The following is a 21680-nucleotide window of genomic DNA, read 5'->3' as shown; positions in this document are numbered from 1 at the left end:
TGGCCGACGTCACGCCTAATAAACGTTCAAAAACAATGATGAGTATAATGACAGCGGATTCCGCCATACAATACCGGATTCCATTAATACTTGTTACAGGAGTACAGCCATGGCGTCTTCCGTATCCGGTCCGGTTACTTTCACCAAAGATGATGTAGAAATTATTGCACGCGAAACGCTGTACGACGGTTTTTTTTCGCTGGAGCGCTACCGTTTCCGTCATCGCTTGTTTAATGGCGGCATGAGCGGTGAGGTCAGCCGTGAGATCTTCGAACGTGGCCATGCCGTGGTGTTACTGCCTTACGATCCGGTGCGTGATGAAGTGGTATTAATCGAACAGATTCGTATCGCTGCCTACGACACCAGCGCGTCTCCCTGGCTGTTTGAGCTGGTGGCTGGCATGATTGAGCCAGGAGAAAGCCATGAAGAAGTGGCGCGGCGCGAAGCAGAGGAAGAAGCCGGATTAAGGGTTGGCCGTTGCCGACCGATAATCAGCTATCTTGCCAGCCCCGGCGGCACCAGCGAGCGTCTGGCGGTGATCGTGGGCGAAGTGGATACGCGTACTGCGAAAGGTATCCACGGTCTGGCGGAAGAGAATGAAGATATCCGCGTACATGTGGTGAGCCGTAAACAAAGTTATCAATGGGTTGAAGAAGGCATCGTTGATAACGCGGCGTCTGTCATTGCCTTGCAATGGTTGGCGTTGCACCATGAAGAACTGAAACGTGAGTGGGTGGATTGAATTTATGAAACGTTATACTCCGGATTTCCCGGCCATGATGAGGCTATGTGAAACCAACTTCATGCAATTGCGGCGTTTGCTGCCAAAAATTGATGAAGTCGGCGAAATCGCGGTTTATCACGTCAATAATGCGGTCTATCAACTGACGATTCTTGAGTCTACTCGCTATACCTCATTGGTGGAAATTAAGCAGACAGCGCCCACTGTCAGTTACTGGAGCCTGCCAATGATGAGCGTTAGGTTGTATCATGATGCGTTGGTTGCGGAAGTGTGTGCCAGCCAGCAGATCTTTCGCTTCAAAGCACGTTATGATTATCCTAATAAGAAGTTACATCAACGTGACGAAAAGCATCAAATTAATCAGTTTCTTGCTGATTGGCTAAAGTATTGTTTGGCGTATGGTTCGATGTCGATACCGGTTTTTGATACCCAATAGATTTCAAGACGCAGGACGACGACAGTCGAACCAACAAGGGAAGGCAGCGTATTCTGCAATTTGGAAGATGACGGGTAGAGACAGATTTACGTAACCAAGGACACCATTTGGAAAGCCTGTTGACACTGCCTGTGGCGAGTGGCGCCAGAGTCAGGATTTTACAAATAACAGATACCCATCTTTTTGCGGGCGAGCATGAAACCTTGCTGGGTATCAACACCTATCGTAGCTATCACGCTGTGCTGAATGCCATCCAGGCTCGGCAGGATGCGTTTGATTTGATCGTCGCGACGGGCGATTTGGCGCAGGATCACACGCTGCAAGCCTATCACCATTTCTCTCGCGGGATTGCGCAGATCCCTGCACCTTGCGTATGGCTCCCGGGTAACCACGATTTCCAACCGGCGATGGTCGATGCGCTGGCTGACGCCGGTATTGCACCGTCCAAGCATGTGCTGCTGGGCGACAAGTGGCAGATCATCCTGTTGGACAGTCAGGTGTTCGGCGTCCCACACGGAGAGCTGAGCGAATACCAGCTTGAATGGCTGGAGCGCAGTCTGAAAAGTCAGCCCGATCGCTTTACGCTGCTGCTGCTGCACCATCATCCGCATCCTTCTGGCTGTACCTGGCTCGATCAGCATAGCTTGCGTAACGCACATAATCTGTCTGCGGTGCTGGATCGCTATCCGCAGGTGAACACCGTGCTGTGTGGTCATATTCATCAGGAGATGGATTTTGACTGGCATGGCCGCCGCTTGCTGGCCACGCCGTCGACCTGCGTACAGTTCAAACCGCACTGTACTAACTTCACCATTGATGACGTGGCACCGGGCTGGCGCTATCTGGACCTGCTGCCGGATGGCCGTCTGGAAACCGAGGTCTATCGCCTCTCAGGCAGCGAATTCCTGCCTGACATGGATTCGGACGGTTACTAATGCCAACGCTTCTTTATCTGCACGGCTTCAACAGTACGCCACAGTCGGCGAAAGCGACGGCTCTGCAAACGTGGCTGGCAGAGCAGCATCCTGAAATTGATATGGTGATTCCACAGCTCCCACCGTATCCGTCAGAGGCGGCTGAGATGATGGAGTCGCTGATTATGGAGCGGGCCGGTCGTCCGGTGGGCATTGTTGGCTCTTCCCTCGGTGGTTATTATGCCACCTGGCTGTCCCAGTGTTTTATGCTGCCTGCCGTGGTGGTGAACCCTGCGGTGAAGCCGTTTGAACTGTTGCTGGACCATCTTGGCGAATATCAGAACCCCTACACCGGTGAAAAATATGTGCTAGAGTCTCGGCACGTTTACGATCTGAAGGTCATGCAGGTTGACCGACTGGAATCGCCGGATTTGCTCTGGCTGCTGTTGCAGACAGGGGATGAGGTTCTGGACTATCGTCAGGCAGTCGCGTATTACACGGCCTGCCGTCAAACTGTGGAGTCAGGGGGCAATCATGCCTTTGTCGGATTTGAGCACTTTTTCGCACCGATTGTGAATTTTTTAGGGCTCACGACAGACTGAATCGCCACCTATGCATTGAAAAACGATCCGCCGAAAGCGGTTCGTTAAACACCATTCACTGAACTCAAAGAATTAACGCAAACTATGGCTCAATCAAGTTATAACGCTGATGCGATTGAAGTACTCAGCGGACTGGAACCGGTGCGCCGTCGTCCGGGAATGTACACCGATACCACGCGTCCTAACCATCTGGGACAAGAGGTCATAGATAACAGCGTTGATGAAGCGCTGGCGGGTCATGCACGCCGAATTGATGTGATTCTGCACGCCGATCAGTCGCTGGAAGTCATTGATGACGGTCGTGGGATGCCGGTGGATATCCACCCGGAAGAAGGCGTACCCGCCGTTGAACTGATCCTGTGTCGTTTGCATGCAGGCGGCAAATTTTCCGGTAAAAACTACCAGTTTTCGGGCGGCTTGCACGGCGTAGGGATTTCCGTGGTGAACGCCCTGTCTACCCGCGTTGAAGTTACCGTTAAGCGCGATGGTCAGGTGTACGACATCGCGTTTGAAAACGGCGATAAAGTGCAGGAACTCACCGTGACCGGCACCTGCGGACGTCGTAACACCGGAACGCGCGTGCATTTCTGGCCGGATGAAAAATTCTTCGACAGCGCCCGTTTTTCCGTCTCCCGTTTGACACATCTGCTTAAGGCCAAAGCGGTCTTATGCCCTGGTGTGGAAATCATCTTCAAAGATAAAGTTAACAACACCGAGCAGCGCTGGTGCTATCAGGATGGCCTGAATGACTACCTGTGCGAGGCGGTAAATGGTCTGATCACGCTGCCGGAAAAACCGTTTCTGGGGTCGATTACTGGCGATACGGAAGCCGTGGACTGGGCGCTGCTCTGGCTGCCGGAAGGCGGTGAGCTGCTGACGGAAAGCTACGTTAACCTCATCCCGACGCCAATGGGCGGGACGCACGTTAACGGCCTGCGTCAGGGACTACTGGATGCGATGCGTGAATTCTGTGAATTCCGCAATATTCTGCCGCGCGGTGTGAAGCTGAGTGCAGATGACATCTGGGAACGCTGTGCTTACGTGCTGTCGGTCAAAATGCAGGAACCGCAGTTTGCCGGGCAGACCAAAGAACGCCTTTCTTCTCGCCAGTGCGCCGCGTTTGTGTCCGGCGTGGTGAAAGATGCTTTCAGCCTGTGGCTGAACCAGAACGTACAGGCTGCGGAGCAGTTGGCCGAGCTGGCGATTTCCAGCGCTCAGCGCCGTATGCGCGCCGCCAAGAAAGTGGTGCGTAAAAAGCTGACCAGTGGGCCAGCGCTACCTGGCAAGCTGGCCGATTGTACCTCGCAGGATCTTAACCGGACGGAGCTGTTCCTGGTAGAAGGGGATTCGGCGGGCGGGTCGGCGAAGCAGGCGCGCGAACGTGAATTCCAGGCGATCATGCCATTGAAAGGTAAGATCCTGAATACCTGGGAAGTGTCCTCCGATGAGGTTCTGGCGTCGCAGGAAGTACACGATATTTCAGTCGCGATCGGTATCGATCCTGACAGCGCCGATCTCAGCCAACTGCGTTACGGCAAGATCTGTATTCTGGCGGATGCGGATTCCGATGGTCTGCACATTGCGACGCTGCTGTGCGCGCTGTTTGTCCGCCATTTCCGGGCACTGGTTCAGGGCGGGCACGTTTATGTTGCCATGCCGCCGTTGTACCGTATCGATCTGGGCAAAGAGGTGTACTACGCGCTGGACGAAGAGGAAAAAGCGGGCGTGCTGGAACAGCTTAAGCGCAAGAAAGGCAAGCCTAACGTACAGCGCTTTAAAGGTCTGGGCGAAATGAACCCGCTACAGCTGCGTGAAACCACGCTGGATCCCAACACTCGCCGTCTGGTGCAGTTGACCATCAACGAAGACGATGTCGATCAGACGATGGCGATGATGGATATGCTGCTAGCGAAGAAACGTTCTGAAGATCGCCGCAACTGGCTGCAAGAGAAGGGCGACAAGGCGGAGATCGAGGTCTAACGTCGGTGTATTTATCCGATAAAAAACGGCCACTAGGTTATCTTCGTGGCCGTTTTTTTACTGTCTTGTGACAAACACTATCACGCGGCGTTCATCCCTATACTTGTGCAGTGTGGCGATAGCGTGCGCTGGTTTTAACCCCCCATAGACCAGAAAACAGGCTGACGATGGCACCAATTAACAGCGCAAAGAAGGACCACAGCGCGGCTTTCGCACCTGCGGCGGCGGCTTCTGCAGCTTGCTCACGTGCTTTTTGTTTTAGCGCCTCATACTGCTGTTTTGCCTGCTCAATGTTGGCTTCGACATCCTGCAAGCGGGTATTCACTAACTCAGCGGTTTTGTTTTTCGCGGCAATCAGATTATCGACGGTTTTATTCACCTCGTCCTGTGACAGGCTGGTATTATCCGCTAGCGTTTTGGTCAGGCTGTCACGATCGACATCCTGAGTTAATGCTTCACCACGTTTTTTTAGTTTGGCCAGAAGGTCCTGAATCACTTTTTCACTGTCTTCACCGTTTACCGCGATGGCTTTCACCGCTGTGCTAATATCTTTTTTCGCGGCCTCCAACTGTTGTTTCATATAGTCAGGATGGAGGGAGTCGATATCACTTTTACGCAGCGCGTTGGCAACTTCCTGAGTGATTTCTTCCGGTTGTAATGAAGAATCTAGTTCAATGTTACCAAATGCCTGAGAACCAAGATTCGCCAGCCCTTGAAGACCCCCTCCCACGGCCGAACCTGCGCCGGACAGCGCACTACCTGTCGCAGAAGCGACAGAGCCTAGTGCATTACCCGTTGCTTTCAGTGTACCGCCAATCAGCATCCCGCCGAGAATCACGGCCACGAGCAGTGTTGTTGCCCAGACCATAAAACCATGAATGATGCCATCAATCGCGGCCAGCCTCCCCGCAATAAATCCGCCCGCAGCCAAACTGATGATAATAGATAAAGACGACCACAGTAGAACGGTGGTGCCAACGCCGCTGACCGGTTCATCCGATAAAGGATCGACAATGGCGAGGCCGAAACTTGTGCCTAATGTGGAAAGCAGTAAAGAAACGGCTAATACGGTGACAACGCCAGCGATGATACTGCCCCATGAAATCTTCTTTGATTCGTAAAGTTCAGCTGTTGCGTTCATAAAATCCCCTTTTTTGTCTACTATTTCATGTCGTTAGTAAATGACACTGGAAAGCTATTTGATTAAAATAATTAAAGTATAGACGGGGTTGAAAAGACAGAACGTTTGATTTTCAGAATTAGGTTAATAAAATTAATTAGCACTATTAATATGTTGTTTTTATCGTGAAGCGCCAGATTGGTTTCGTGAACATGCCAACCTGACGCATTGGGTATCAATATAAATCGGCTTTGCCTGTCGAACCGAAGAGCGCCATTTTGTAGCGAATCACCTCTTTTGCCGCCTTAATCGGTTCTGGGTAGATGGCATTCGGATCCCACCAGGTTTCACGGCTGAGGATTTCCCGCGCTTTCTGGAAATAGGCGAATTTCATGTCGCTGGAGATATTGATTTTGCCCACGCCAAGCGTTACCGCTTCGGCAATTTCGGCGTCTGGGTTGGCGGAACCACCGTGCAGGACGAGCGGAATCGAGACCCGCTGCGAGATATCCCGCAGGATATGCATTTGCAGCTCTGGCTTCAGGTCTTTGGGATAGATACCGTGCGCGGTGCCGATAGCGACGGCTAACGTATCAACGCCCGTCCGGTTGACGAAATCTTCCGCCTGCTCGGGGTCGGTGTAGATCACTTTGCTAACGCCGCCTTCTATCGTGGTGCCAGTATCACCAATCGTCCCTAATTCCCCCTCCACGGAAACACCAACGGCATGTGCCAGCTTCACCACTTCGGTCGTAAGCGCCACGTTTTCTTCATAAGGCAGCAGCGAACCGTCGATCATCACGGAGGTAAATCCGCACTGAATAGCGCGCAGGACGTGTGCGATCGACGCGCCATGATCGAGGTGGATGACAAACGGCACCGGGCTACGCAATGTTCTTTCTCGCACATAGGCGAAGAATTCATCGGTCACGAATTCCAGCTCGCTCGGGTGGATAGAGATAATGGCTGGAGTATTCGTTGCTTCGGCTTCTTCCACCACGGCGCGGATAAAGCAGCTGTCGGCCACGTTAAAGGCGCCGATAGCGAAGCGATGTTCACGCGTGGGCTTAAGGATATCGGTCATTGAAATCAACATGTTATGTCTCTCCTGTGTCGGATAAAGGGCAAAATGTTCCTGTACCAGTGGAAAACCACTGATGGCGAAAGTCGGTAAAGGACGAACGATCAGGCTTGGTTGGCGGAACCGGACCAACTGAGATAATCGGCGACCACATCGCGGCAGGCGGATTCCATCGTCGCCAGCAGGTCGGACAGCTCTGTCGCTGGGTGCTGATGCAGCGCCCGCTGCAACACGGTTTTTCCTGCTTCAAAAACGGCTGCGCCAACGTTGATTTTGGCGACACCGTGACGGCTGACGCGGCGAATATCGTCGGCCTTGGTGCCGCTACCGCCGTGCAGCGCTAGCGGCACGGTCGATTCCCGATGCAGGGCTTCGAGACGCTCAAAATCAATCCGTGGCGTCACCCCCGGTGGATAAATGCCATGGGCGGTGCCGACCGACACGGCAAGCAGGTCGATACCGGTTTGCCGGATAAAGGGAATGACGTCTTCCACCTGTGTCATTTTCACTGCGGCATCCTCTTGGTCGTAGACGGGCGCATCGGCGATATGCCCAAGCTCGCCTTCCACACAGACGCCTGCGGTCGCCGCGATGGTGACTACCTGCTTTGTGCGCAGGATGTTTTCCGCCAGCGGATGGCTGGAGGCATCGATCATCAGTCCGGTAAAGCCGGCGCGGAACGCCTGCCCAATCAGGCTGAAAGCTGTGCCGTGATCCAGACTGAGCGCCACTGGAACGGTGGCCTGCTCGGCCAGCGCGTTGACTAGCGGCACCGCGAGGTGCGGCGGAAAGTGCGTGCTGTGGCCCTGATACACATTAAGAATCAGCGGCGCACGCTGTTGCTCGGCGGCGGCTATGGCCGCACGTGCGGTCTCCAGATTGAAACAGTTGATGGCGAGCACGGCATACTGCTGTTGATACGCGTCATCAATGAGGGTTTTCATTGCGGCATACATGGCGGCTCCTGTTATTCGAGAGTGAATTTAATGTCTTCGTCACGAACGCTGCTGTCGTCAACGTCGTCGAACTCTTCATCTGCCTGCGTGACGCGTTTCTTAATCAGCGACAGCATCACGCCGCAGATGACCGTGCCGATACCGAGCGCCAGACAGAACATCAGCGGCTTGGTAAACAGCGGAACCACAAACATGCCGCCGTGTGGCACGGGCGCCTCCACGCCCCAGACCATGATGAGTCCGCCCGCAATGGCCGAGGCGACGACGCAGCTGGCAACCACCCTGAACAAGTCGCGTGCGGCAATCGGGATCACCCCTTCGGTAATCATGCAGATCCCCATCGGGAAGGCGGCTTTTAGCGCCTCTTTTTCAGCGCGGGTGTATTTGTAGCGGGTCAGCAGGAAGGACAGCGTGATGCCGAAAGGCGGAATCATTGAGCCGACAAATTTGACGGCTTCCGGTCCGTAGATGCCATCGACCAGCATGCCGTCCGCGAAGAGCGACATCGTCTTGTTCACCGGTCCGCCGAAATCGAAGGTTGCCATCGCCCCCAAAATCGCCCCCATCAGGAATTTCGAGCCGCCCTGCATGGATTCCAGCAGATGAATCAGCGCTTTTTGCAGCCAGACGATGGGCTGGCCGATAAACGTCATCATCAGCAGCCCGGCGATAATGGTGCTGAGCAGCGGCAGGATCATGACAGGCATCAGTCCCTGCATCGAGGTGGGCAGCTTGATGTAGCGACGCAGCAGCAGCACGGTATAGCCGACTAAGAAGCCGCCGAGAATCCCGCCGATAAACCCGGTTTGAATCTGACCGCAGATAAAGCCGACAATCAGGCCGGGAGCGAAGCCGGGACGATCGGCAATGGAGTAAGCGATAGCGGCGCTGATCAGCGGTACAATCAGCCCCATGCCCCAGCCGCCGATCTGGTTGAGCATCCACGCGATGCTGCCGGTTTGCTTGCCGACATCCGGGCCGCCGATCACCTGACCGAGGGCAATACAGATCCCGGCGGCGACAATGAGCGGGATCATCCAGGAAATACCGGTAAGGAGATGCCGTTTTATTTCCTGTCCAACGGTGATTTTTCTGGTGTTCATTATGATTACCCCGAAAATTAGCTATTCAGGCACCCGCTAAAGAACTAGCGACTTTTTCCAGAAATTTAATTGGAGATTTAATAACGACCTCCGTTTTTACTCGAACGACGGGTTTACCCTTAAATCGCTCTTCGCCTGTTATTTTGATATCGATAGCCAAAATAACGACATCGGCTGCGGCTATCTCCTCGGGCGTTAATTCATTCTCCGTACCAATGGTGCCTTGGGTTTCCACTTTAATGGCGTAATTTAAGGCGTTCGCACCCTTAATGAGTTTCTCGCGTGCGATATAGGTATGCGCAATGCCTGCCGTGCAGGCGGCAACACAAACAATATTCATTTTGAGCCTCGTTTTATGTCGGAGTGACGGGCGCTGTTTCTGCGTACTGACTAAACAGCCGAATAATTTTATGGGGATCGGATTCGTCCAGCAGTTGAGCAATCACCTCATCATCGGCCAGTGCACTGGCAACCTGAGACAGCAGGCGAATGTGTGTCGTGTTCTGATCTTCCAGACGCACGGCAAAAAGAATGATGCAGCGAACCTGGCTACCGTCCAGCGTCTCCCAGGGAATATCCTGACGGGTGCGGCCAATCGCGAGCGTGGTTTGTTTGACGGCGGAGGATTTCCCATGAGGGATCGCAATATGGTTTTCAAAACCGGTTGAGCCTTCGGCTTCACGTAACCAGACATCGTGAATAAAATCCTGTTTATTGGTAATAGCGCCATCGGCATACAACAGATCGGTTAATTCATTAATGGCTTCATCTTTATTGGTCGCGGACATGTTTAACTTCACGCGATTGGCATTCAGTATTTTATTGATATCCATTGAGCACACCTCATCTATAAAATTAAAAAATTAACGTTCGGCCGAGAAATCAGTGAGGGACGGCCTGATGCAGCTGATTAGTGATAACTTTTTCGGTCACGCGCTTAATGTCATCGTCGTTAAAAAAGGCAGAAACATAGACGACAGGAATGTGTTGTTCTTCCAGATGAATCGTGGAAATAATCAGCTCAATTTCTTCCTGCTGGCAAAACGTTTGCATATTGCTGGCCGAGATCACGCCAACAATAATCCAGTCAGGAAACGCGCGCAGAATACGGTTTTTCAATAGATGCGACGTTCCGACACCGCTGGAACACACCACCAGAATACGTTTATGCGCAATTTGGCGTTCCAATGCGGCTTGAAAATGAATGGTCAAATAGCCGACTTCATCCTCAGCGACCGGTTTTAATTGAAACCGCTGACAGACTTCACTCATGGCTTGCTGAGTCATTTCATAAATATCGACAAATTCGCTTTTGATATCGTCTAATAACGGGTTGCGAATATGTATTTGGTATTTCATACGGTTCAGCAACGGCTTAATGTGAATAAGCAATCCTTCATGTAATAACTTATCCGTGCGCAGGTCGATATTGATTAAATCAGAAAATATCTGTGTCAAGGCGCGCGTTATTCTGCGTGATTCACCGTTAGAGAATTGATAACGCAGCAGTTGGTTATTTTCCCGCTCCTCCATCACAATGCCCGAAGAAATAATATATTGATAAATGAACCAGACTTCATCCGAAGGCAGCGTGCTCTCGACTCGCTGCTCTATTTGGCTCACCATATTTTGAGCGACAGAGAAGATGCGATTATCAACCTGCTGATGAACGGATTCTTCCGCCATCATTAACGCTTTCCCCTGCGCAATCCGGTGCATCATAATTAAAGTATGCGTGAAAATGTTGATGTAATAAGGCTCGCCGAGCGGATAAGAAAGCTGCCCCTCCATGCCTTGTAACAGCGATTCGACGAAGGACACGTCTTCTTCACCGAAATAATTAATCAGCGCCTTATAGCTGCCGGGGTCGAGACGAGAATGGCTAAGCGGGCCGGGTTCTTTATGGTGCATTACGTCATTAATGAGCGAGGCCATCGCCTGACGCACCTGATTTTCACTGCCTTCAATGTGTGTGCCGCTCTGACTGCGCACCAGCGCCAGCCCCAGTGGATGTAGCCAGCTTTCGATGATTTTCAGATCGTTAACGATAGAGGCGCTGCTGATAAAATAGCGTTCTGACAGCTTGCTGATGGACGTTTCATGAGGCGTATCGCTTAACAGCTGCGAGGCAATTTTGACGCGGCGAGCATTGTTGATGAGGGCATCGGTGTCCCCGTCGTCCACGACAATTTGCTGTTCCAGCAACGCGAGGTGTCTGTCGTCATCCGTGGTTAACATGATTCCCGCACCGACCTTTTTGTCTGGATAAATATTCCAGACAGAAAGGAAGGCTTCAACAAATTGCATATCACGATAGACAGTTTTTTCCGACACATCCAGGTAATGTGCAATATCTTTAACCGTTACATATCCCTGGTGTTGTAACAGATATTTCAATAAACGGTTCTGGCGAGAGGTGAGTGGCTGCATCATATTACCCTCATGAATTTTTAGATTTTCTGATGCTTATCGAATTGATAACTTTTTCTAAATAATTTCCTGTTTTATTTTCTCTGTGCGTTTATTTAAATAGAATGCTGTAGTGATTAATCTAGTCGTGATAGTCGATAGGGACAATACTAAATGCTGTCCGCTGAATAGGACAAAATTAAAACATGGTGCTGACGGAATATTAATTGAGATCGCGATCACGTTATCGATGCTGATAACCCTGATTTCCTCTGCATATTAATTATTTCGCTGAGTCGTGTAGAAAAAAATAATCTGAGAAAGTCGTGTTAGGGGAATAAAAAATCAAACGGGGATTATTGTTCACATAAGTCTGACGTTAGGGAGAAGACAGCGTCAGAGAAAAAGACAGTGGGGGTTCTCGCAGAGGCGGATCCCCCGATGGTTTCCCTGTGTATCTTGATGTTTCAGCGATATGCACGGCGCTGCTGGGATTGACATAGCCGCTGTCAAGGCAACGCTGTTGCAGTCCATCTCACTTCACTATTGGCCCAACCAATAATCGTCGAATACGTTTATTTGTTCACAATATCGCGAAAATGAATCACATAATTATTGCTTTTGGTCAACATGCAATTAACTATTTGTTGTCATTTCCCCTACAACATAAATTGGAAGGGCCAATTTTACAAATCGCGCAGTGTAGAAATGAGCGAAGACTCACCGTGATTTTTTATGGCCCGTGGAGACCTGCATGAACATATGGCAACAAAATTACGATCCCATTGGGAATATCTGGTTGTCGAGTCTGATCGCATTACTGCCAATCCTGTTCTTTTTCCTTGCCTTAATTAAGCTCAAGCTGAAAGGCTATGTTGCTGCCAGTTGGACAGTGGCTATCGCGTTGCTCATCGCATTGTTCCTTTACGACATGCCTGTGGAGAAAGCGTTCGCCTCCCTGTTCTATGGCTTTTTCTACGGGCTATGGCCGATTGCATGGATTATCATCGCGGCGGTATTTGTCTATAAAATTTCGGTGAAAACCGGACAGTTCGATGTCATTCGTTCGTCGATACTGTCGATTACACCCGATCAACGTTTGCAGATGCTGATTGTTGGCTTCGCTTTCGGTGCATTTCTGGAAGGGGCCGCCGGTTTTGGCGCACCCGTGGCGATTACCGCCGCGTTGCTGGTTGGCCTCGGCTTCAACCCGCTGTACGCGGCCGGACTGTGTCTGATAGTAAATACTGCGCCAGTCGCGTTTGGTGCTATGGGGATTCCGATTCTGGTTGCGGGTCAGGTGACGGGGCTGGACAGCTTCGAAATTAGCAAAATGGTAGGCCGTCAGTTGCCATTCCTGACGATGATTGTCCTTTTTTGGATTATGGCGATTATGGATGGCTGGCGGGGTATAAAAGAAACCTGGCCCGCCGTCATTGTTGCTGGTGGTTCCTTTGCCATCGCTCAGTTTCTCAGTTCTAACTTTCTTGGCCCAGAATTGCCGGACATTATCTCCTCACTCGTATCGCTGGTGTGCTTGACGCTATTTTTGAAGCGCTGGCAACCCGTACGCATTTTCCGCTTTGACGATATTGATGCGTCAAAAACTGAGTCAACGCAAACACCTACTCACTACACGGTTAGACAGATCATTCGTGCCTGGTCGCCTTTTCTATTCCTCACCGCGGCGGTTACCATCTGGAGCGTGCCGCCGTTTAAGGCTTTATTTGCAAAAGGCGGCGCGCTGTACGATCTGGTTATCAATATTTCTGTACCGTTCCTCGACAACATGGTGGCCCGTATGCCGCCGGTGGTTGGCGAACCCACGCCATATGCCGCAATTTATAAATTTGACTGGTTGTCGGCTACGGGGACCGCCATTCTGTTTGCGGCGATCCTGTCTATTGTATGGCTACGTATGAAGCCAAAGGAGGCGATATCCACCTTTGGCAGTACGCTGAGAGAACTGGCATTGCCGATTTATTCAATTGGAATGGTGTTGGCATTCGCGTTTATTTCAAACTATTCCGGTTTATCGTCCACGTTGGCACTTGCACTGGCACATACTGGTAGCGCCTTCACGTTCTTCTCTCCGTTCCTTGGTTGGCTCGGTGTATTTCTGACAGGTTCTGATACGTCATCGAATGCGCTGTTTGCCGCGTTACAGGCAACGGCCGCACAGCAAATTGGTGTTTCAGACGTACTTCTGGTGGCGGCGAACACCACGGGAGGCGTGACCGGAAAAATGATTTCTCCGCAGTCTATTGCAATTGCCTGCGCAGCAGTCGGTTTGATCGGCAAAGAGTCGGATTTATTCCGTTTCACTGTAAAACACAGTCTGATCTTCACTTGTATTGTGGGTGTGATCACGACGCTTCAGGCTTACGTTTTTACCTGGATGATCCCATGATAGTGATGCCCAGACGTTTGACGGACGATGTTGCGGATCGTGTACGTGCCTTGATTAATACACAAAATATGGAGGCGGGTTCGCGGTTGCCCGCAGAACGCCAACTAGCGGTACAACTTGGTGTTTCTCGCAACTCGTTGCGAGAAGCATTGGCTAAGTTGGTAAGTGAAGGCCTGTTGGTGAGCCGTCGTGGCGGCGGTACCTTTGTCCGTTGGCAGCATGATCCCTGGTCTGAGCAAAATATTGTACAGCCGCTGAAAACGTTAATGGAGGACGATCCAGATTACAGCTTTGACATCCTGGAAGCCCGATACGCGATTGAGGCCAGCACTGCATGGCATGCCGCGATGCGTGCAACGGAGGAGGAAAAAGAAAAAATCCGTCTCTGTTTTGAAGCCACGCAAAGTGAAGACCCTGAACTTGCTTCGCGCGCGGATGTGCGTTTTCACCTCGCTATCGCTGAAGCATCCCATAACATTGTATTGCTTCAGACCATGCGTGGTTTCTTTGAACTGCTGCAATCTTCCGTGAAGCAGAGCCGCCAGCGTATGTACCTTGTTCCACCGGTATTCGCAAAACTGACGGAGCAGCATCAGATCATACTGGATGCCATTCTCGCCGGTAATGCCGACGGTGCACGGCAGGCAATGATGAACCATCTCGGTTTCGTCCATACGACGATTAAACGTTTTGATGAGGATCTTGCCCGGCAGGCGCGAATTACCCGTTTGCCAGATGATAAAATGGATATTCCTAAGGAGAACAACGAATGATTATTTCAGCAGCAAGCGACTATCGGGCAGCAGCGCAGCGCATCCTGCCTCCTTTCTTGTTTCACTACATTGACGGTGGTGCCTATGCGGAATATACCCTGCGCCACAATGTGGAAGATCTGTCACAGGTAGCGCTTCGCCAGCGTGTTCTCAACGATATGTCCGCTCTCTCGCTGGAGACCCGGCTATTTAACGAAACGTTGTCAATGCCAGTGGTGCTGGCACCTGTAGGCCTGTGCGGTATGTATGCTCGCCGTGGTGAGGTGCAGGCCGCACAGGCTGCGGATGCTAAAGGCATTCCCTTTACGTTGTCGACCGTTTCCGTCTGCCCGATTGAAGAAGTGGCGCCGACGATTAAACGGCCAATGTGGTTCCAGCTCTATGTATTGCGCGATCGCGGGTTCATGCGTAATGCCTTGGAGCGCGCGAAAGCTGCGGGGTGTTCTACCCTGGTGTTTACCGTCGATATGCCGACGCCAGGGGCACGTTATCGTGATGCGCATTCCGGTATGAGTGGTCCGAATGCGGCGCTGCGTCGTTACTGGCAAGCGGCAACGCATCCGCAGTGGGCCTGGGATGTCGGGCTGAATGGACGCCCACACGACTTGGGTAATATTTCAGCTTATCTCGGTAAGCCGACCGGGTTGGAAGATTATATTGGTTGGTTGGCGAAAAATTTTGACCCCTCTATTTCCTGGAAAGATCTGGAATGGATTCGTGAATTTTGGGACGGCCCCATGGTGATCAAAGGTATTCTCGACCCAGAGGATGCTCGTGATGCTGTACGTTTCGGCGCAGACGGTATTGTTGTTTCTAACCATGGTGGGCGCCAACTGGATGGCGTGCTCTCCTCGGCGCGAGCCTTGCCTGCTATCGCCGATGCGGTAAAAGGGGATATCGCTATTCTGGCGGACAGCGGTGTTCGCAATGGTTTGGATGTGGTTCGGATGATTGCATTGGGGGCCGATAGCGTCTTACTTGGGCGTGCGTATCTTTATGCCTTGGCTACACATGGTCGTGAAGGCGTCGCCAATCTGCTGACATTGATTGAAAAAGAGATGAGGGTGGCGATGACGCTGACAGGAGCGAAGTCTATTAAAACAATCACGCGCGATTCTCTGGTGCGATAGCCTTCATCTGTAGGGGGCCACGCCTACGTCGGTCTAGCGATAAAAGGCAGGTTTCCCCTTGTTTTGTGGCATTGTTCTCTGTGACATCACCTCATCAGATAAGGTACTATTCCCGCCAAACATACCGCCGCTATGGCGTGCCGGAAAGCGTAACCATCGCGCCGCGATGTGAGGGAAGTGAGATAAATGAGTGAGATGACTCATGACGGCGCAGAAAGCCTTGCGCTGCGCACGTTTACCGAAAATGCATACCTAAATTATTCCATGTACGTCATCATGGACAGGGCATTGCCGTTCATTGGCGATGGCCTGAAGCCTGTGCAGCGTCGCATCGTGTATGCGATGTCTGAGCTGGGACTGAATGCCAGCGCCAAGTTTAAAAAATCCGCCCGTACCGTGGGTGACGTGCTGGGTAAATACCACCCGCACGGCGACAGCGCCTGCTATGAAGCGATGGTGCTGATGGCGCAGCCGTTCTCTTATCGCTATCCGCTGGTGGATGGTCAGGGGAACTGGGGGGCGCCGGACGACCCGAAATCCTTCGCCGCCATGCGCTATACCGAATCGCGGCTCTCCAAATATGCAGAAGTGCTGCTGTCTGAACTCGGGCAGGGCACGGTCGATTACACCCCGAACTTTGACGGCACGATGCAAGAGCCGAAGATGCTGCCTGCGCGTCTGCCTAACATTCTGCTGAACGGCACTACCGGGATCGCCGTCGGGATGGCCACGGACATACCGCCGCACAACGTGCGTGAAGTTGCCGCCGCCGCGGTCATGCTGCTGGAAAACCCGAAAGCCTCGCTGGACGAGTTATTGCAGCATGTTCAAGGGCCGGATTTCCCGACAGAAGCTGAAATCATCACGCCGCGCGATGAAGTGCGCAAACTCTACCAGAATGGCCGTGGTTCCGTGCGTATGCGTGCGGTGTGGAAGAAAGAAGACGGTGATGTCGTGATTACCGCGCTGCCACATCAGGTTTCCGGTGCCAAAGTGTTGGAGCAGATTGCCAGCCAGATGCGTGCGAAGAAGCTGCCGATGGTCGAAGACCTGCGTGATGAATCCGATCACGAGAATCCAACCCGTCTGGTACTGGTGCCACGCTCAAACCGGATCGATATGGATCAGGTGATGAACCACCTGTTCGCCACGACCGATCTGGAAAAAAGCTATCGCGTTAACATGAACATGATCGGTCTGGATGGTCGCCCGAGCGTGAAAGGGCTGGTCGAGATCCTGAGCGAATGGCTGGTATTCCGTCGCGACACCGTGTGCCGCCGTCTGAACTACCGCCTGGAAAAAGTGCTCAAGCGCCTGCATATCCTTGAAGGCTTGCTGATCGCGTTCCTGAATATTGATGAAGTCATTCATATCATCCGCACGGAAGATGAGCCGAAGCCCGTTCTGATGCGCCAGTTCAGCCTGAGTGAAACGCAGGCTGAAGCGATCCTGGAGCTGAAATTACGTCATTTGGCCAAGCTGGAAGAGATGAAAATCCGCGGTGAGCAGGACGATCTGGCAAAAGAGCGCGATCAGCTTCAAGCGCTGCTGGCGTCAGACCGTAAGCTCAGCAACCTGATTAAGAAAGAAATTCAGGCGGATGCGCAAGCCTATGGTGACGAACGTCGTTCACCGCTGCACGAACGTGGCGAAGCGAAAGCGATGAGTGAGCACGACTTTGTGCCGTCCGAACCGGTTACCATTGTGCTGTCAGAAATGGGCTGGGTACGGAGCGCGAAAGGGCATGACATCGATCCTGCCGGACTGAGTTACAAAGCGGGCGATAGCTTCCGCGCCGCCGCGAAAGGTAAGAGCAATCAGCCCGTGGTGTTCATTGACTCCACCGGTCGTAGCTATGCGCTGGATCCGATCACGCTGCCTTCTGCGCGCGGTCAGGGTGAGCCGCTGACGGGCAAACTCACGCCGCCGCCGGGCGCGACGATTGAACAGGTGCTGATGGCCGCAGACGATCAGCCGCTGCTGATGGCATCCGATGCGGGCTACGGCTTCGTCTGTACCTTCAACGATCTGGTGGCGCGTAACCGCGCGGGTAAAGCGATTATTACGCTGCCGGATAACGCGAAGGCGTTCGCACCGATCGAGATCAAAGGCGACGATAATCTGCTGATGGCGATCACCGCCGCAGGCAGAATGCTGCTGTTCCCAGTCTCCGATCTGCCACAGCTGTCGAAAGGCAAGGGTAACAAGATTGTGTCTATCTCCTCGGCTGATTTTGCGGAGGGTAAAGACCGTCTGACCTGGCTGTATCTGCTTCCACCACAGGCTTCCGTCACGCTGTACTTCGGTAAGCGTAAGCTGGTGCTGCGTCCAAACGAGCTTCAGAAGTATCAAGGAGAGCGTGGGCGGAAAGGCACATTGCTGCGTGGGCTACAGCGCATTGACCGAATTGAGGTGGATGCACCACAGCAGATTAGCACCGGCAGCAGCGAAGAATAATTCCTCTATATTGTCATGTGCATGTTGAGAAAGGCGGTGTTATACCGCCTTTCTTTAGTTTCCGGTTGCCATCTTGCAGCAAATTGAATCACCGTGTGTTTTAGCGCGAAATCGCTATACTAGCGGCGGCTGTCGGCTAATGAGGTTGCTATGTTATCCATTTTGCGTTTTTTTATTGTCGTTATCTTTTCGATTTTGATCTGTATTTTTGGCTTGTTTTACTGCCTGTTCAGCCCTCGAAATCCCCGCCATGTCGCGACCTTCGGCCATCTTTTTGGTCGCTTGTCCGTGGTGTTTGGCCTGAAAGTAGAAATGCGGATACCGGAAGAAGCTGCGCATTACGGCAACTGCATCTATATCGCGAATCATCAGAACAACTACGATATGGTCACGGTATCCAGCGCGGTTCAGCCTCGTACCGTTACTGTGGGCAAGAAAAGCCTGCTGTGGATCCCGTTCTTCGGGCCACTGTATTGGCTGACAGGTAACTTGCTGATTGATCGTGAAAACCGTACTAAAGCGCATGGCACCATTGCCCAGGTCGTGAAGCATATTAAAGAGCGCAACACGTCTATCTGGATGTTCCCCGAAGGTACACGCAGCCGTGGACGCGGCCTGCTGCCATTCAAAACGGGTGCCTTTCATGCTGCGATTAGCGCAGAGGTGCCGATTGTGCCGATTTGCGTTTCTACGACCAGCAACAAGGTGAAGTTGAACCGCTGGAATAACGGACTCGTTATCGTAGAAATGTTGCCGCCGATTGATACCCGCGCATATACCAAAGATCAGGTTCGCGAGCTGGCTGCACACTGTCATGATGTGATGGCGGCCAAGATTGCGGAGCTGGATGCGGAAGTCGCGGCGCGCGAAGCCGCAGACAAAAAATAAACTTACCCCATCGAGTTACGCGATTATTTCTTCCGATTGTCTATTCAAGAACGAATCGGAAGATAAACTTTGCTTACGGTTTATTGGATTTACGGAGTCATTATGTCACTCAGCCGACGTCAGTTTATTCAGGCATCGGGCCTTGCGTTATGTGCGGGTATGACGCCACTGGCAGCCAAAGCCAGTGGGAATCCCGCCGCATTGCCGATACCGCCATTACTGGAGTCGCGCCGAGGCCAGCCGCTTTTTCTGACCATGCAGCGTGCCCATTGGGCATTCTCCGGTGACCGTAAGACCTCCATTTGGGGAATCAATGGCCGCTATTTAGGGCCGACGGTGCGGGTTTATGATGGCGATGACGTTAAGCTGATTTACAGCAACCGCCTGAATGAGCCTGTCGCGATGACGATCGGCGGCTTGCAGGTGCCGGGGCCGCTGATGGGCGGCGGGGCTCGCATCATCTCTCCAGGAACCGACTGGTCACCGGTGTTGCCCGTTCGTCAGCCAGCAGCGACCTGCTGGTATCATGCGAATACGCCGAACCGTATGGCCCCGCATATCTATAACGGGCTAGCTGGGCTATGGCTGGTGGAAGACAGCACCAGTAAATCCCTGCCGCTTCCCAATCATTACGGTGTTGATGATTTCCCATTGATTATTCAGGATAAACGACTGGATAACTTTGGTGTCCCTCTCTATAACCCGCCTTCTAACGGTGGGTTCGTGGGCGACTCGCTGCTCGTCAACGGCGTGCAAAATCCCTTTGTTGAAGTGTCCCGTGGCTGGGTTCGCCTGAGATTGCTGAACGCGTCGAACTCCCGACGTTACGTGATGCGGTTGAGTGATGGGCGAGCGATGCATGTGATCGCCAGCGATCAAGGGTTGCTGCCGGCTCCGATGGCGGTAAACCAGCTTTCTCTCGCACCCGGTGAACGGCGCGAAATTCTGGTCGACATGTCGCAAGGCGAAGAAGTGACGCTAACGGCAGGCGAGTCGGCTGGGATTATGGATCGTCTGCGCGGGCTGTTTGAGCCTTCCAGCATCCTGATTTCTACGCAAATACTTACGCTGAAGCCGACGGGGCTGTTGCCATTAGTCACGGATAACCTGCCGATGCGTTTGCTGGCCGACAACATCATTGAAGGTAGCATCAGCCGCACGCGCGAATTCCGTCTGGGTGACAGCTTGCCTGGCATCAATGGCGCGATGTGGGATATGACGCGTGCCGATGTACAAACCCAGCTTGGCCGCTGCGAGCGTTGGATTATCCACGCTGATACGCCGCAGGCTTTCCACATTCAGGGCGTCAAGTTTCTGGTGCGCAGCGCGAATGGTCGGCCACCGGCGGTGGAAGACAGCGGCTGGAAAGATACGGTGTGGGTGGATAACGATGTCGAGCTGCTGGTTTATTTCACGCAGCCTTCTTCAATGGCGTTCCCCTTCCTGTATTACAGCCAGACGCTGGAGCTGGCCGATCGCGGCTCGACAGGACAGCTCATCGTACAGTCTGGGATGTAAACCAACTGCTAGCCTGTCAGCTTCTCCGTGCTCCCCCTTTTGCCGTGACAAAGATAACGGCAGCCCGTCTGATGCGCAGCCTGCTCGTCAGACGGCAATGTTCCCGATCCTCATCTGTTTCTTAATGTGATCCACCTCTATTCAGACAAACCAAAATTAAAGATGCGGAGCCGCGCGGACGATACCTTATATATTGATGTTGCTATTAATTAAGGGTGAATGGCGTTTTGCGTCGCGTACTGTTTCGGGTCAGATTCGTGCTAAAAGAACATTTTTTATTACAACAATGTCAGCGTCTGAGCGTTTCGTTTCGCTATGAAATCAGGTTCACTTTCTGTTTTAACCTGTACGCAGCCAGAACGCTGTGTCACTAAAAAGGCTGCACTATGCGGGAATTACTGCTTTGGGTCAGGGATCAACTGGCTGGAGCGCCGTCGGCGCCCCGGTACATGCAGCTCGCGTCGTTGCTTGAATCAGAAATCGGCCGCCGTAAGACGTTATCCGGCCAGTTCTTACCCGCGGAAAGACTGATTGCGCAGCAGTTGGGATTATCGCGCGTAACGGTTTCCCGTTCCCTGTCACTGCTGGAAGAAAAAGGGCTGATTGTGCGACAGCAAGGGGTGGGAACCCGCGTGGCTCAACGGCTTAACTACGCGCTGAGCACGGAGGATGAAGGGTTCACTGCGCTGATATTGAAACAAGGCGGCGTCGCCGGCAGTCTCTGGTTAGAAAAGGCAATACAGGTTCCACCCGCTGCAATCGCCGCGAAAATGTCTCTGCCGGAAGGCGAGGCCGTGACCTATCTGCGACGCGTCCGGCTCAGCAATGGTGAGCCCGTTTCGCTGGAAACGACCTGGATACCGCAAGAATTTCTACCCGATCCCGAAGCGCTTGAGCAGTCTCTCTATCAGTATTGGATTACGCGTGGCATCACACCGGACAAAAAACGCTATCGTTTCAAAGCGATTGCCTGTACGGCAGAAATTGCTGCGCTTCTTGGTATTGCGGCGGAGGCTCCAGCGTTGTATTGCCAGCTGCATGTTTATAACGAACGGGGTGAACTGCTGGAATACAGCGAAGCACATTGCCGTAGCGATGTGTATGAGATTCAGTTTGCTGATTAGATGAGAAGAAAAATGCCAGCCCGGTGCAGGCTGGCAT

Annotated in this window: 19 protein-coding genes; 12 read left to right on the top strand and 7 right to left on the bottom strand. The window is 52.5% G+C overall.

All coding sequences use genetic code 11. The features are described 5' to 3' along the window. The first annotated feature begins 109 nt into the window (after window positions 1-109). From nudF to parE, 5 genes are all read left to right on the top strand, one after another. Window positions 110-742 carry an ADP-ribose diphosphatase gene (gene nudF, locus H4F65_RS11870; protein WP_010280218.1) on the top strand — a complete coding sequence of 211 codons (633 nt, stop codon included), beginning with the start codon at window positions 110-112 and terminating at the stop codon, window positions 740-742. A 4-nt stretch (window positions 743-746) separates the two neighbouring features. Then, window positions 747-1178: a DUF1249 family protein gene (locus H4F65_RS11865; RefSeq protein WP_010280219.1), complete on the top strand. Its 432-nt coding sequence runs from the start codon at window positions 747-749 to the stop codon at window positions 1176-1178. 107 nt (window positions 1179-1285) lie between these two features. Then, window positions 1286-2113 carry a 3',5'-cyclic-AMP phosphodiesterase gene (gene cpdA / locus H4F65_RS11860; RefSeq protein ID WP_010280220.1) on the top strand — a complete coding sequence of 276 codons (828 nt, stop codon included), beginning with the start codon at window positions 1286-1288 and terminating at the stop codon, window positions 2111-2113. After that, on the top strand, window positions 2113-2694 hold the full coding sequence (yqiA, locus tag H4F65_RS11855; RefSeq protein ID WP_010280221.1) for an esterase YqiA: 582 nt from the start codon (window positions 2113-2115) through the stop codon (window positions 2692-2694). Before cpdA ends, yqiA begins: the two co-directional genes overlap by 1 nt. Window positions 2695-2778: 84 nt before the next feature. Further along, window positions 2779-4674 (top strand): DNA topoisomerase IV subunit B, encoded by a 1896-nt coding sequence (parE, locus tag H4F65_RS11850; RefSeq protein WP_010280223.1) that lies wholly within the window; start codon window positions 2779-2781, stop codon window positions 4672-4674. Between the two features lie 97 nt (window positions 4675-4771). Here the strand turns inward: parE and H4F65_RS11845 are convergent, their stop codons facing one another. The 7 genes from H4F65_RS11845 to H4F65_RS11815 all read right to left on the bottom strand — a co-directional run bounded on the left by H4F65_RS11845 (window position 4772) and on the right by H4F65_RS11815 (window position 11367). After that, on the bottom strand, window positions 4772-5815 hold the full coding sequence (locus H4F65_RS11845; RefSeq protein WP_010280224.1) for a hypothetical protein: 1044 nt from the start codon (window positions 5813-5815) through the stop codon (window positions 4772-4774). A gap of 214 nt (window positions 5816-6029) precedes the next feature. Beyond that, window positions 6030-6890, bottom strand: coding sequence for a ketose-bisphosphate aldolase (locus H4F65_RS11840; protein ID WP_010280225.1), 861 nt, complete (start codon window positions 6888-6890; stop codon window positions 6030-6032). 89 nt (window positions 6891-6979) lie between these two features. Continuing rightward, the gene (locus H4F65_RS11835) at window positions 6980-7831 is read right to left on the bottom strand and encodes a class II fructose-bisphosphate aldolase (protein WP_010280226.1); all 852 of its coding nucleotides are present in this window, start codon (window positions 7829-7831) and stop codon (window positions 6980-6982) included. An 11-nt stretch (window positions 7832-7842) separates the two neighbouring features. Beyond that, window positions 7843-8934: a PTS fructose transporter subunit IIC gene (locus tag H4F65_RS11830; protein ID WP_010280227.1), complete on the bottom strand. Its 1092-nt coding sequence runs from the start codon at window positions 8932-8934 to the stop codon at window positions 7843-7845. Window positions 8935-8959: 25 nt separating this feature from the next. Continuing rightward, window positions 8960-9274, bottom strand: coding sequence for a PTS fructose transporter subunit IIB (locus tag H4F65_RS11825; protein WP_010280229.1), 315 nt, complete (start codon window positions 9272-9274; stop codon window positions 8960-8962). Window positions 9275-9287: 13 nt separating this feature from the next. Beyond that, entirely contained in the window at window positions 9288-9767 is a 480-nt protein-coding gene (locus tag H4F65_RS11820) for a PTS sugar transporter subunit IIA (RefSeq protein ID WP_010280230.1), read from the bottom strand. A gap of 49 nt (window positions 9768-9816) precedes the next feature. Then, entirely contained in the window at window positions 9817-11367 is a 1551-nt protein-coding gene (locus tag H4F65_RS11815) for a BglG family transcription antiterminator (protein WP_010280232.1), read from the bottom strand. Window positions 11368-12097: 730 nt separating this feature from the next. Here H4F65_RS11815 and lldP point away from each other — a divergent pair. The 7 genes from lldP to H4F65_RS11780 all read left to right on the top strand — a co-directional run bounded on the left by lldP (window position 12098) and on the right by H4F65_RS11780 (window position 21643). Further along, window positions 12098-13753 (top strand): L-lactate permease, encoded by a 1656-nt coding sequence (gene lldP, locus H4F65_RS11810; RefSeq protein WP_010280234.1) that lies wholly within the window; start codon window positions 12098-12100, stop codon window positions 13751-13753. Continuing rightward, window positions 13750-14526 (top strand): transcriptional regulator LldR, encoded by a 777-nt coding sequence (lldR, locus tag H4F65_RS11805; RefSeq protein ID WP_010280235.1) that lies wholly within the window; start codon window positions 13750-13752, stop codon window positions 14524-14526. The genes lldP and lldR overlap by 4 nt, the downstream gene beginning before the upstream one ends. After that, the gene (gene lldD / locus H4F65_RS11800) at window positions 14523-15656 is read left to right on the top strand and encodes an FMN-dependent L-lactate dehydrogenase LldD (RefSeq protein WP_010280236.1); all 1134 of its coding nucleotides are present in this window, start codon (window positions 14523-14525) and stop codon (window positions 15654-15656) included. The genes lldR and lldD overlap by 4 nt, the downstream gene beginning before the upstream one ends. 186 nt (window positions 15657-15842) lie before the next feature. Beyond that, the gene (gene parC, locus H4F65_RS11795; protein ID WP_010280238.1) at window positions 15843-18113 is read left to right on the top strand and encodes a DNA topoisomerase IV subunit A; all 2271 of its coding nucleotides are present in this window, start codon (window positions 15843-15845) and stop codon (window positions 18111-18113) included. Window positions 18114-18263: 150 nt separating this feature from the next. Next, complete coding sequence (locus tag H4F65_RS11790; protein WP_010280241.1) at window positions 18264-19001, top strand: 1-acylglycerol-3-phosphate O-acyltransferase; 738 nt, start codon at window positions 18264-18266, stop codon at window positions 18999-19001. 102 nt (window positions 19002-19103) lie between these two features. Next, complete coding sequence (gene ftsP / locus H4F65_RS11785) at window positions 19104-20519, top strand: cell division protein FtsP (protein WP_010280242.1); 1416 nt, start codon at window positions 19104-19106, stop codon at window positions 20517-20519. Between the two features lie 386 nt (window positions 20520-20905). Beyond that, window positions 20906-21643 (top strand): GntR family transcriptional regulator, encoded by a 738-nt coding sequence (locus H4F65_RS11780; protein ID WP_039318999.1) that lies wholly within the window; start codon window positions 20906-20908, stop codon window positions 21641-21643. The last annotated feature ends 37 nt before the right edge of the window (window positions 21644-21680 follow it).

Origin of the sequence: Pectobacterium brasiliense, from assembly GCF_016950255.1 — a bacterium.
In the GTDB taxonomy this organism is placed as follows: domain Bacteria; phylum Pseudomonadota; class Gammaproteobacteria; order Enterobacterales; family Enterobacteriaceae; genus Pectobacterium; species Pectobacterium brasiliense.
The sequence above is the reverse complement of the archived record's forward strand: the minus strand, read 5'-3'. Positions and strand labels throughout refer to the sequence as shown.